Genomic DNA, 12,000 nt, shown 5'->3' with positions numbered 1-12,000 from the left:
TGTAGTCCTTGACCTTCAGGATGCCGGGGTGGTCGATGCCTTCGAGGATCTCGAACTCGCGCCGCGCCTGACGTACGCGGGCGGCACGGGCCTCGGGGGTGGAGGCGGAAGCGACGGTGTAGATGCGCACACGGCGATGAACCGTGTCGATGCTGACGTGCCGGGCCTCCCAGTCCTGGAAGCCTTCGCCTTCGCAGAGCAGCTTGCCCAGCCGGTAGTCGCCGACCTGGCGGTGCTTGTTCGACGGGCGGATGCCGGCCTCGGTGAGGCCGCGGGCGATGGCGCGCGCCTGCTGCGAGTCGACGGTGGTCGTCGAGCGGCTGGTGAGGCCATTGGCCAGGGCGCCGACGATTCCCGGGTCGTCCACGGTGCCTGGCCGGCCGCGCTGGAAGGTCGCCGTCCTGGCCAGCCCTTCGAGCCGGCAGGACAGGCTGGTCGACGAGAGAAAGATCGCCGGCTCGACGAAGGGCAGGCGGATCCGGGCCCGGGTGATCGCCGGCTGGCGGCGCAACAGGCTGGCCAGGCGCTTGGCCTTGCGATTGGCGAGGAGGAGCGGGTTGTCGACCGTGGTCGACCGGCCGTCGGTCTTCCAGGTCCAGCTGTGCACGTCGCCGATCAGGTCCCCCGGGCGGCTCTTGATCTCGACGAGGAAGAGGCCCGCCGGCGAGAGCACCAGGGCATCGACCTCGCTGACCCTGCCCTCGTCGTCGATGAATTCGAAGTTGGTCCACACGTGCCAGGGATCGCGGTCGGGCAGCTGGCTGCGGAGCCAGTCGAGCGCCTCGCGTTCCCACGCGAAGCTGGACTCGGCGATGACGTGCCAGCGGGCGGCGCCCAGGCTCATGGACTCACCTGGCTGCCGTCCTTCACGTACTCGAACAGGTCGCCGACCTGGCAGTCGAAGAGACGGCAGAGCTGCTCGATGGCCGGGAGATCGACGCGTGTCGTCGTCTCCCTGTAGAGCGCGGTGATCGTGCTGCGGTTGAGCCCCGTGTGTCGCGAAACGTCGGCGATGCGAAGCTTGTCCCGGCCCATGAGGGTGGATAGGTGGCAGCGGATCATTTTCGGCGGTCCTGGGGTGATGCGCAGGATAGCAGAATCCTTTCCAGCGCATGACCCGGGATCGAAACTTCCGGACCGTCGGCTGCTTCGGCGTGTCCGACGGGTCCGCAACGGGTTGCCTTCCGCCGATCGGTGAGGCGCCGTCGGGCGTCGGCCGGGCCGACTCGGCGAGCGGGAGGCCGAGAACGCTGCCCGCCGATGGGGGCTACCGGGTCCGCTCTTCGTCGTCGTGCCGGTCGCGGCGCGTTCCGTTCACCTGCGCCCAGAAGGCCGTCTTTCGTCCGTGACGCGCACGGATCTCCGCCGCGAATTCCTCGTGCGACGGCAGCGGCAGCAGGCCGACACCGCTGCCCGCGATCTCGCAAAGTCGGGCCCAGTAGCGCGCCGCGTGGCCGTAGGCGCGCGCGTAGGCCCGATCGAGGATGCCCTTCAACAGCGCGCGGTAGACGACGGTCTCGCCGCGCGGGCATTGGTCGGTGCGCAAGGCCTGGGCCAGCGGAACCAGGCTGCCGTAGTGATTGCCGTCGATGCGCCCGGGTTCGGCGAGCAGCCTGGTCTCGGCCGCAGCCGGGTCGCCGAGTTGCAGCAGCAGCGTCGCCGCGGCTGCCAGGTCGTCGTGGCGCAGTGCAAGTTCCCGGGCGTGGGCGAGGGCTTCGCGCCGCGCCGCCTCGGGCAGGTGCTCGAGCCAGCGTTCGAAGTAGTAAAGCGACAGCGTGCGCTCGAACATCCGTTGGCGGATCGGCGAACTCTCCGCGAAGCGGCCGAGTCGCTCCAGGGCATCGGCGAGCAGGTCCTGCCGGCTGTCGTCGAGGTGGCTCCAGGGATCCTGCAGCCAGGCCAGCGCGTCGGCCGGCCGGTCGGCATCGAGGTAGGCCCGCGCGAAGGCCTGTCGCTGCACGGGGTTGGGGTTCGGGCTGTAGCGCAGCGAGGCGCGAACCATGATCTCGGGGTCGCGCAACGATTCGGACAGCAACGACAGCGCACCGGAGAGGCGGAAGACTTCGAGCGGCGGGCCTTCACCAGCCGGGGATGTCTCCAGGGCCTGCGCCAGCTGCGATTCGAACCGGGCGACCAGCCCGCGCTGCGCCCGCTCGTCGAGCAGCAGATCGGCACGCCGCAGCAACTCGTCGCGCGCTCCGTATTGGTCGGCCCGGTAGAGCTTGAGCAGGCGCTCGGGCCAGACGTCCGGCGGGGTCTCGCAGCGCGCGGCGGCCTGCAGCCAGTGGCGACAGGCGGCACGCACGGCGTCGCCGATCACGCCGTCGGAGTCGTCGGCGCGATCGAACCACTTCGCATCCGCCTCGATGAAGGCCTCGAAGAGCGCGAGGGCGGCCGGCGCATCCCTGGGCAGCAACTCGCGCGCCACCTGGTCCAGCCAGCCGTCGAGCAGGCTGCCGAAATCGCCCGCCTCGCGGTAGCCGTAGAACTTGGTCGAGCGCTTCCAGGCGGACAGCGTCTTCTTGAAGCTGGCGGCGAGCTTGTCCGGCCGATCCGCCAGTTGCATGCGCGCAAGGCGTGCCTGAACGGCCTCGTGGTCCTTCGCGAGTTCGAGCAGCACGGCGACCAATTCCCCGGCGTCCTGCCGGCGGAGGAAGCTTTCCAGATCTTCGTTGGGAGGTTTCGCCATGGGGTGTCGTTGTGGACTGCGCTTCAATTCGACGGCCTGCCCTGGCTCAGGTTCCAGCGCGTGCCCTGCCAGTTCGAGATTTGCCGCTCGGTGCCGCAGGCGAGGCAGCGCCAGACGACGTCCTCCTCGGTGAGGCCGGTGTCGACCCGGCGATCGTCGCGCCTGCGGCACCGGAAGCACGCGGGTCCCGGCGTGTCGCCGGGGCGGTCGCAGTCGGAGGCGTGGGTGAGCACCGCGGTCAGGAAGCCGGCCATCCTTCGCGCCCGGCCGCGCTCGGGAGCGATCCTGGCTCTGGCGCAATCTCGCCCCGCAACTCCCGAATGGCTTCGGCCCGCTGCATCAGCTGTTCCCGCAGTTCGGTGTTCTCCACAGCCAGACCTTCGCGGCGCGTTACCAGCGACCGCAACCACCTCGTCCCGTCCTCCGGCAGCGACGACGGCCACTCAGCGGGGACAATCGGTCATGGCGAGATCATGCCGCACCTTCAACCTCGGTTAACAGCGACCTGCACTGAGGACTTCCACCACTTTCTGAGAAGTTGCGACTTGTCGACAGTCCTCGACAGACCCTGAGAGGCGCCGAATCATTCCCACTCGATCGTCGCCGGCGGCTTCCCGGAGATGTCGTAGACGACCCGGTTGATGCCGCGGACTTCGTTGATGATCCGGTTCGAGACCTTGCCGAGCAGGCTGTGCGGCAGTTCGGCCCACTGCGCGGTCATGAAGTCCTGGGTCTCGACGGCGCGCAGCGCGACGACGTGCTCGTACGTCCGGCCGTCGCCCATCACGCCGACCGAACGGATCGGCAGGAAGACGGCGAAGGCCTGGCTGGTCTTGTCGTACCATCCGGCGGCGCGCAGTTCGTCGATGAAGATCGCGTCGGCGCGGCGCAGCAGGTCGGCAAATTCGCGGCGCACCTCGCCGAGGATGCGCACACCGAGGCCCGGCCCGGGAAACGGGTGGCGGTAGACCATCTCGCGGGGCAGGCCGAGGGCGATGCCGAGTTCGCGCACCTCGTCCTTGAACAGTTCGCGCAGCGGTTCGAGAAGCTTGAGCCTGAGCCGTTCCGGGAGACCGCCGACGTTGTGGTGGCTCTTGATCGTGTGCGCCTTCTTCGTCTTGGCTCCGGCAGACTCGATCACGTCGGGATAGATCGTTCCCTGGGCCAGCCAGCTGGCCTTGCCGAGCCGGGTGGCCTGATCCTGGAAGACCTCGACGAACTCGCGGCCGATGATCCTGCGCTTCTGCTCGGGGTCGACGACGCCCTCGAGGTGCTTCAGGAACTGCTCCGAGGCATCGACATGCACGACCCTGACGCCGAGGTTGCGCGCGAAGGTCTGCATCACCTGTTCGGCTTCGTTGAGCCGGAGCAGGCCGTTGTCGACGAAGACGCAGGTCAGCTGGTCGCCGATCGCCCGATGAATCAGCGCCGCCGCGACCGACGAGTCGACGCCTCCGGAAAGGCCGAGGATCACCTCCTCGGTGCCGACCCGGGCACGGATCTGCTCGACGGCTTCGGCGACGTAGTCGGGCATGTTCCAGTCGTGACCGCAGCCGCAGATGTCGCGAACGAAACGGGCGATGATCTCGCGGCCCTTGAGCGTGTGCGTGACTTCGGGGTGGAACTGGACGCCGTAGAAGCACCGGGTCTCGTCGGCCATCGCGGCGATCGGCGTCGATTCGTTGCTGCCGATCACCGCGAACCCGGGTGGCAGCCCGGTGACCTTGTCGCCGTGGCTCATCCAGACGTCGAGGAGCCCGTGCCCGAGCGCGTTGCGTCGGTCCTCGATCCCCGAGAACAGCGCGCTCTGGCTCCGCGCGCGCATCTCGGCGTAGCCGAACTCGCGCTTCGCCGAACTCTCGACCTGCCCGCCGAGCTGGGTCGCCATGGTCTGCATGCCGTAGCAGATGCCGAGGACCGGCACGCCGATTTCGAAGACCGCCTGTGGTGCGCGGAAGTCGGCGGCGTCATAGACCGAGTTCGGGCCGCCCGAGAGGACGATCCCCCGCGGTGCGAAGTCGCGGACGAACTGGTCGCTGACGTCGTAAGGATGCAGCTCACAGTACACCTGCAACTCGCGAATGCGCCGGGCGATCAGCTGGGCGACCTGCGACCCGAAGTCGAGGATGAGGATTTTCTGATGGGACATCGTCAGGTCTCGGATGACCGCGGGCGAGCCCGGCGCCGGCTGGCAGCCGGTGCCTGCTCAGTCGACGTGGTAGTTCGGGGCTTCCTTGGTGATCTGCACGTCGTGGACGTGCGATTCACGCACGCCGGCGGCGGTGACCTCGACGAAGCTCGCCTTCTCGTGCATTTCCTCGATCGTCAGGCAGCCGAGATAGCCCATCGACGAGCGCAAGCCGCCCATCAGCTGATGGATCACCGCGAGCACGGATCCCTTGTACGGCACACGGCCCTCGATTCCTTCGGGAACGAGCTTGTCGAGGTTGGCCGTCCCGTCCTGGAAATAGCGGTCGGCGGCGCCCGCGGCCATCGCTCCGATCGATCCCATGCCGCGATACGACTTGTACGACCGTCCCTGGAACAGTTCGACCTCGCCCGGCGCCTCCTCGGTTCCGGCGAACAGACCGCCGAGCATGACCGCGTCGCCTCCGGCAGCGATGGCCTTCGAGATGTCGCCCGAGTAGCGGATGCCGCCGTCGGCGATCAGCGGCACGCCGCTGCCCTCGAGCGCGTCGCAGACCGACTGGATCGCGGTGATCTGTGGCACGCCGACGCCGGCGACGATCCGCGTCGTGCAGATCGAACCGGGACCGATGCCGACCTTGACCGCGTCTGCGCCGTGATCGAGCATCGCGCGCGCCGCTTCGGCGGTGGCGATGTTGCCGCCGATGACCTCGACCGCCGGGAAGTTCTTCTTGAGCCAGCTGACGCGGTCGAGCACGGTCTGCGAATGTCCGTGCGCGGTGTCGACGACGAGCACGTCGGCTCCGGCCTCGGCGAGCAGTTCGGCGCGCTCCTCGGTGCCCGGACCGACGCCGAGCGCAGCGCCGACGCGCAGGCGTCCGGCGGCGTCCTTGGAGGCGTCGGGATGTTCGGTGGTCTTGATGATGTCCTTGACGGTGATCAGGCCGCGCAGCTCGAAGGCGTCGTTGACCACCAGGACGCGCTCGAGGCGGTGCTTGTGGATCAATGCCTTGCCTTCTTCGACCGTGGCGCCCTCATGGACGGTGACCAGCCGCTCGCGTGGCGTCATGATGTTCCTGACCGGCTGGTCGAGCCGGGTTTCGAAGCGCAGGTCGCGGTTGGTGACGATGCCGACGACCACCTGGCCATCGACCACCGGGACGCCCGAGATCCGGTGCAGCCTGGTCAGCGCGAGGACGTCGCGAACCGACATGTTCGGCGGAACGGTGATCGGATCCTTGAGTACGCCCGACTCGAAGCGCTTGACCCGCGCGACCTCGGCGGCCTGAGCCTTCGGACTGAGGTTCTTGTGGACGATCCCGATGCCGCCTTCCTGGGCCAGGGCGATTGCCAGGCGGCTTTCGGTGACCGTGTCCATCGCCGCCGAGACCAGCGGCAGGTTGAGGCTGATGTTTCGCGTCAGCCGGGTTCGCAGCGAGACGTCGCGCGGGACGATCGTCGAATGTGCGGGGACGAGGAGGACATCGTCGAACGTCAGCGCCTTCTGGACGACACGCATGGCCTTTGATCCGGGGTCACAAAAACGTATTATACCGCCTGACCCTCGGAGGCTGAACGACGATGAAGCCCTTCCTTCCCGCTCTCGTGGCGCTGTCCCTCGCCTCGGCGGCCAGCGCGCAAATCTATCAGTGGCAGGACGAGAACAACCGCACGGTGATCTCCGACCGGCCGCCGTCGGGGCCGGTCAGGCAACAGAAGAAGATCGACGCACCAGCGCCGCCAGCGACCGCCGAAGCCGCGAAGACGACTGCCGATCGCGAACTCGATTTCCGCAAGCGTCAGAAGGAGGCCCGCGACACCGCCGACAAGGCGGAGAAGGAGCAGCAGACGACCGCTCAGCGCAAGGAGAACTGCGATTCGGCGCGCAACTGGCTCCAGGTTCTCGAATCGGGCGAACGGGTGGCGAGACGCGACAGCGCGGGCGAGCGCTACTACCTCGACGACGCGCAGCGCCAGCAGGAGATCGTCAAGGCCCGGCAGGCCGTGCAAGAGACCTGCAAGTGACGATCCAGGCGACCGCGTCGCCCTGGCTATTCGCCTTCACTCTCGCCGGCGCCCTTGCGCATCACCTTGCCGGCTGCCGCGCGCTGGCGGCGAACCTCCTTCGGGTCGGCGATCAGCGGCCGGTAGATCTCGACGCGGTCGAGGTCGCGCAGCGTCGCGTCCGGTTTCGTCAGCTTGGCATAGACGCCGAGACGGTTCTTCGCCAGGTCGATCTCGGGGTATTTCTGGAGCAGGCCAGAGGCTTCGATCGCCTGGCGGACCGTGCTGCCCTGCGGCAGTTTCAGGCTCACCAGCGGCTGTTTCGTGGGCAGGGCGTAAACCACCTCGATGGACAGCAGTTCAGCCATTCGCCGTTCCATAGACTTCGCCGGCGCGCTTGACGAAGGCATCGACGAAGGTGTTGGCAATCTGGCTGAAGACCGGCCCGATGACCTTCTCGAACATCCGGCTCGAGAACTCGTAGGAGAGCTGGAACTCGATCTTGCAGGCCTCGGGGCTGAGCACCCTGAAGCGCCAGAAACCGTCGAGTCGACGGAAAGGACCGTCGATCAGCGTGATTTTCATCGACGTGGGGAACTGCTTGTCGTTCTCGGTGGTGAAGTGCGAGCGGACGCTGCGGTAATTGATGTGCAGTGTGGCGACGGTCTTGCTGTGGTCGCGGAACTGGCAGTGCGTCTGGCTGCACCAGGGCAGGAATTTCGGATAGTCCTCGACCCGGTCGACGAGGTCGAACATCTGCTGCGCAGAACGCTCGATGAGCAGCGACTTGTGGACCCTGGCCATGGCCTGGCAAACCTTCCGCATCCTGTAGAATCCCGGATTCTAGCACCCTGGAGCGCTGATCTTCCCGGAAAGGGCACCATGAGCATCGTCGCCAACAAGAAGGCCTTTCATGATTACTTCATAGAGGAGCGGATCGAAGCGGGAATTGCTCTCGAAGGCTGGGAAGTGAAGGCGATCCGGGCTGGCCGGGCGAGCATCAAGGAGTCCTACGTCGTCCTGCGCGAGGGCGAGGTCTTCCTCTTCGGCATGCACGTCACTCCGCTGCTCGCGGCATCGACGCACGTCCGGCCCGATCCGGTGCGTACGCGCAAGCTGCTGCTGCATGAGCGGCAGATCAGCAAGCTGATCGGCCAGGTGGAACGCGCCGGCTATACGCTGATACCCCTCGATCTGCACTTCCAGCGCGGGCGGATCAAGGTCGACATCGGTCTCGCCCGGGGCAAGAAGCAGCACGACAAGCGGGAGGCCGAGAAGGATCGCGAGTGGGTGCGCGAAAAGGCCCGGCTGATGCGCGTCAAGGCGTAGCGCGGGGGCCGAGCGGCGCGCGCGACGCAACCGGGACAGTGAGGCAGCGCCGGTCGATCGGGCCGACCGGCAGGGTCATCGACTTGGTCGGGAGGTATCGCCATGGCAGAAGCAGGCTCCAGACAATATCCGGCGAAGCCGGCCCGTGTCTATCTTTTCGGCACGTGCCTGATCGACCTGTTCCGGCCTGACGCCGGTCTCGATGCCGTCCGCCTGATCGAGCGCGAGGGCGTCGAAGTGGCCTATCCGGCCGACCAGACGTGCTGCGGCCAGCCAGCGCACAGCAGCGGCTTTCCCGAGCAGGCACGGGCCGTGGCGCTCGCCCAGTTGCGCCTCTTTCCCGAGCCGTGGCCGGTGATCGTTCCTTCCGGTTCGTGCGCAGGGATGATGCGCCACCATTACCCGAAGATCTTCGCCGACGACCCGGCGCTGCTGCGCGAGGCCGAAGCGCTCGCCGAGCGGGTCTTCGAGCTCACCGAGTTCCTCTGTCACGTGCTCAGGGTCAGACTCAGCGATCGCGGGACGCCGACGCGCGTCGCGCTGCACACGTCGTGCGCCGCGCGCCGGGAGATGGGTACACACCTGCACGCGCGGGAACTGCTCGAGCAGCTGGCCGGCGTCGAACTCGCCGTCCACGCGCACGAGGCGGAATGCTGCGGCTTCGGTGGAACGTTCTCGTTGCGTCATCCGGCGATCTCTTCGGCGATGGCCGCCGACAAGGTCGAAGCGCTGCTCGCCAGCGGCGCCGAGTGCTTCGTTTCGGCTGATTGCGGCTGCATGCTGAATCTCGACCACACGCTCGAAAGGCGCGGGGATCGCTTGTGTGGGGAGCATCTGGCCAGTTTCCTGTGGCGGCGGACAACGGCTCATGAGGAGCAGCGATGAGCGCCCGCGAGAGGATTCTCGAGCGCCTGCGCTCGGTGCCGGTGGTGCCCCTGCCGGAGCCCGACCTCGGTGCGTTTCAGGCGGATCCCGCGGCCGTTTCGACGCGCAGCAGCCGGACGGCGCGTATCGAGCGCTTCTGCGAGCGGATGAACTTCTGGCACGGCCAGGTGATTCGCGTCACGCGACGCAACTGGGCTGCCAGCCTGCGCGATCTCTGCGCCGACAGAGGCCTCCGGTCGCTGGTCCATGGCCAGGTCACCGAATTCGCCGACGAACTGCGCGCGGCCGGGCTTCCGGGGCTCAGGGTGTTCGACCGGCCGGTCGACTCGTGGAAGGCAGAGCTGTTCGCCGAGGTCGATGCCGGCCTGACCTCGACGCGCGGCGCGATCGCTGAAACCGGCACGCTGATCATCTGGCCCGACGAACGCGAGCCGAGGCTGCTCTCGCTGGTTCCGCCGATCCATTTCGCGCTGCTCGACGCCGACCGCATCCACGACAGTCTTCCGGAGGCGATGCGCGAGCAGGGCTGGGCCGCGGCGATGCCGGCCAATGCGCTGCTCGTCTCGGGTCCCTCGAAAACCGCCGACATCCAGGTGACCCTGGCTTATGGGGCGCACGGCCCGAAAGAGCTGATCGTCCTGCTGATCGTCGACGAGGAGGAGGCGCGATGAGTGCACGACCGCTGAAATTCGTGCCGGCGAGCGAGTTCAGGGCCCGCGCCGCGGCGGCCGTCGCCGATCCGCAGCTGCGCCAGAGCTTCCGCCGGGCGATGGACTTCCTGATCGAGCGCCGCGCGGCCCAGTTCCCGGACGCGGAGGTGCTCGACCGGCAGCGTCGGCTCGCCGAGCAGATTCGCCAGTACACTCTGGCACGGCTGCCCGACCTGCTCGAGCAACTCGAGCGCAGGCTGGTCGACAACGGCATCCAGGTCCATTGGGCCGAGACCGCCGAGGAAGCCTGCACGGTGATCATCGACATCGCTCGCCGCCACTCGGCGAAGCTGATCGTCAAGGGCAAGTCGATGGTCAGCGAGGAAGTCGAGCTCAACCATGCGCTGGCCGCAGTCGGCATCGACGCGCTGGAAAGCGACATGGGCGAGTACATCGTCCAGCTCGACGGCGAGAAGCCTTCGCACATCATCATGCCGGCGATCCACAAGACCCGCGAGGAAATCGCCCGCTTGTTCGCCGACAAGGTTCCCGGCGCTGCGTACACGGAGTCGGTCGACGAGCTGATCGGCATCGGCCGGGCCGTCCTGCGCGAGAAGTTCATAAGCGCCCGGATCGGCCTTTCGGGAGTGAATTTCGCGGTTGCCGAGACCGGCACCCTGTGCCTCGTCGAGAACGAGGGCAACGGCCGGATGTGCACCACCGTGCCCGACGTACATATCGCGATCACCGGCATCGAGAAAGTCGTCGAGAAGCTGGAGCACGTTCCGCCGCTCTTCGGATTGCTGACCCGCTCGGCGACCGGCCAGGCGATCACCACCTACTTCAACATGATCAGCGGGCCGCGGCGGGCCGGCGAACTCGACGGGCCGCGCGAGGTGCACCTCGTGCTCGTCGACAACGGTCGCACGCAGGCGTACGCCGACGCCCAGTTGCGCGCGACGCTGCAGTGCATCCGCTGTGGCGCATGCATGAACCACTGCCCGGTGTATACGCGGATCGGCGGCCACGCCTACGGGACGACCTATCCCGGCCCGATCGGCGGGATCGTCTCGCCGCATCTGCTCGGCCTCGCCGCGACGCACTTCATGCCGACGGCGTCGAGCCTCTGCGGTGCGTGCAGCGAGGTCTGCCCGGTGCGCATCCCGATTCCGGACCTGCTGATCAGACTGCGCGGCGAAGCCCAGCACGATGCACTGCACGGCCATCAGCCGCTGCTTGGCCAGGGCGCCGCGCGCAACCCTCTGCTCGACCTCGTGTGGACCGCCTGGGCGGTGCTGTACACGCATCCGCAGCTCCATCGCGCGTTTCTCTGGCTGGCGACGCGTCTTCGCTGGCTGACCCCGCCGCGCCAGTCGGGATGGACGGCCAGCCGGACGCCGTTGAAGCCGGCCGCGCGCACGCTGCACGAGCATATGACCAGTCGCCGCCGGTAGCCCCCTCGCCGGGCGGGAAACAGTCGATCAGAGGCCTGCCGAGAGCAGGAACTCGATGGCTTCGGACCACCATCGCTGGTCGAGGCGGTCGAACCAGTCGTTGTGCCCGGCGCCGCGGATGACCACCAGGCGCCTGGGTTCGCTGAGCGCGGCGAACAGGGCCTGGCCGAAGCGGGCGGGAACGATGGCGTCGTCTTCGGCGACGGCGACGAGGATCGGGCGACCGAATCCGGCGAGATGCGCGGTGCTGTCGTACTGGTCGCGGAGGAGCCATTTCACCGGCAGGAGCGGGTAGTGGTGGCGCGCGACGTTCTCCAGACGGTCCCACGGCGTGAACAGCAGCATTCCGGAAACCGCCGCCGCCTGCCTGGCGCTCGCCGCAGCGGCGACGCCCGCGCCGAGCGATTCACCGATGATCAGCAGCGGTCCGGAGAAGGCGCGACGTGCGTCGGCGATCGTCCGTTCGGCGTCGGCAACCAGGCTGCTTTCGCCGAGTTCTCCTCCCCGCGGTCCGTAACCGGGGTATTCGGCGAGGATCACACGCAGCGCGAGGCCATTGAGCACGTCCGAGTAGTACTGGCGATGGGCGGCATGTCCGGCGTTGCCGTGGAAGACGATCACCGTCGCCCGCGCCGGACCCGCCGGTTCGGCGAGCAGGCCGCGGAAGTCGCCGGCACTCGGCCAGGGCGTCAGGCCGCCGCCGGTCATTTCGGCGACCGGCGCCCGATCGGGGAAGTAGAGCAGGTGGTTCTGGAACATGGTCAGTCCGGCGAAGGCGAGAAGACACGCCGCGAGCATACTGATGGCGATCCGCGAGAGCATGGCGGTCATCGTCGCCGCT

Annotated in this window: 14 protein-coding genes; 5 read left to right on the top strand and 9 right to left on the bottom strand. The window is 67.7% G+C overall.

Annotation, left to right across the window (positions count from 1 at the left end):
* The 6 genes from NFW05_RS18505 to guaB all read right to left on the bottom strand — a co-directional run.
* Positions 1 to 844: NERD domain-containing protein (locus tag NFW05_RS18505; protein ID WP_295310285.1), on the bottom strand; the 844-nt coding region annotated here is incomplete at its 3' end.
* The gene (locus NFW05_RS18500) at positions 841 to 1,062 is read right to left on the bottom strand and encodes a helix-turn-helix transcriptional regulator (RefSeq protein ID WP_295310283.1); all 222 of its coding nucleotides are present in this window, start codon (positions 1,060 to 1,062) and stop codon (positions 841 to 843) included. The genes NFW05_RS18505 and NFW05_RS18500, both read right to left, overlap by 4 nt.
* Before the next feature lie 205 nt (positions 1,063 to 1,267).
* On the bottom strand, positions 1,268 to 2,689 hold the full coding sequence (locus NFW05_RS18495) for a DUF6880 family protein (RefSeq protein ID WP_295310281.1): 1,422 nt from the start codon (positions 2,687 to 2,689) through the stop codon (positions 1,268 to 1,270).
* A gap of 23 nt (positions 2,690 to 2,712) precedes the next feature.
* Positions 2,713 to 2,943 carry a hypothetical protein gene (locus tag NFW05_RS18490; protein WP_295310279.1) on the bottom strand — a complete coding sequence of 77 codons (231 nt, stop codon included), beginning with the start codon at positions 2,941 to 2,943 and terminating at the stop codon, positions 2,713 to 2,715.
* A 329-nt stretch (positions 2,944 to 3,272) separates the two neighbouring features.
* A complete protein-coding gene (guaA, locus tag NFW05_RS18485) occupies positions 3,273 to 4,838 on the bottom strand; it encodes a glutamine-hydrolyzing GMP synthase (protein WP_295310277.1) in 1,566 nt (521 codons plus the stop codon).
* A gap of 57 nt (positions 4,839 to 4,895) precedes the next feature.
* Positions 4,896 to 6,356, bottom strand: a complete 1,461-nt coding sequence (gene guaB / locus NFW05_RS18480; RefSeq protein WP_295310275.1) for an IMP dehydrogenase — start codon at positions 6,354 to 6,356, stop codon at positions 4,896 to 4,898.
* Positions 6,357 to 6,418: 62 nt separating this feature from the next.
* Here guaB and NFW05_RS18475 point away from each other — a divergent pair, with 62 nt between their 5' ends.
* The gene (locus tag NFW05_RS18475; RefSeq protein WP_295310273.1) at positions 6,419 to 6,862 is read left to right on the top strand and encodes a DUF4124 domain-containing protein; all 444 of its coding nucleotides are present in this window, start codon (positions 6,419 to 6,421) and stop codon (positions 6,860 to 6,862) included.
* 26 nt (positions 6,863 to 6,888) lie between these two features.
* On the opposite strand, the gene NFW05_RS18470 is transcribed toward NFW05_RS18475, so the two are convergent.
* Both NFW05_RS18470 and NFW05_RS18465 read right to left on the bottom strand, forming a co-directional pair.
* A complete protein-coding gene (locus NFW05_RS18470; protein WP_295310271.1) occupies positions 6,889 to 7,209 on the bottom strand; it encodes an RnfH family protein in 321 nt (106 codons plus the stop codon).
* Positions 7,202 to 7,645, bottom strand: coding sequence for a type II toxin-antitoxin system RatA family toxin (locus NFW05_RS18465; protein WP_295310269.1), 444 nt, complete (start codon positions 7,643 to 7,645; stop codon positions 7,202 to 7,204). Before NFW05_RS18465 ends, NFW05_RS18470 begins: the two co-directional genes overlap by 8 nt.
* A gap of 78 nt (positions 7,646 to 7,723) precedes the next feature.
* On the opposite strand from NFW05_RS18465, the gene smpB reads away from it, so the two are divergent.
* The 4 genes from smpB to NFW05_RS18445 all read left to right on the top strand — a co-directional run bounded on the left by smpB (position 7,724) and on the right by NFW05_RS18445 (position 11,159).
* Complete coding sequence (gene smpB, locus NFW05_RS18460; RefSeq protein WP_295310268.1) at positions 7,724 to 8,170, top strand: SsrA-binding protein SmpB; 447 nt, start codon at positions 7,724 to 7,726, stop codon at positions 8,168 to 8,170.
* 102 nt (positions 8,171 to 8,272) lie between these two features.
* A complete protein-coding gene (locus NFW05_RS18455; RefSeq protein WP_295310266.1) occupies positions 8,273 to 9,055 on the top strand; it encodes a (Fe-S)-binding protein in 783 nt (260 codons plus the stop codon).
* On the top strand, positions 9,052 to 9,726 hold the full coding sequence (locus NFW05_RS18450) for a lactate utilization protein (RefSeq protein ID WP_295310264.1): 675 nt from the start codon (positions 9,052 to 9,054) through the stop codon (positions 9,724 to 9,726). Before NFW05_RS18455 ends, NFW05_RS18450 begins: the two co-directional genes overlap by 4 nt.
* Entirely contained in the window at positions 9,723 to 11,159 is a 1,437-nt protein-coding gene (locus NFW05_RS18445) for a LutB/LldF family L-lactate oxidation iron-sulfur protein (RefSeq protein WP_295310262.1), read from the top strand. The genes NFW05_RS18450 and NFW05_RS18445 overlap by 4 nt, the downstream gene beginning before the upstream one ends.
* A 27-nt stretch (positions 11,160 to 11,186) precedes the next feature.
* Here NFW05_RS18445 and NFW05_RS18440 read toward each other — a convergent pair whose 3' ends face one another.
* Positions 11,187 to 11,981: an alpha/beta hydrolase gene (locus tag NFW05_RS18440; RefSeq protein ID WP_295310260.1), complete on the bottom strand. Its 795-nt coding sequence runs from the start codon at positions 11,979 to 11,981 to the stop codon at positions 11,187 to 11,189.
* Positions 11,982 to 12,000: the final 19 nt, after the last annotated feature.

Source organism: Accumulibacter sp. (assembly GCF_023806625.1).
Classification (GTDB): Bacteria; Pseudomonadota; Gammaproteobacteria; order Burkholderiales; family Rhodocyclaceae; genus Accumulibacter.
This window is presented reverse-complemented; position numbering and strand designations above follow the sequence as displayed.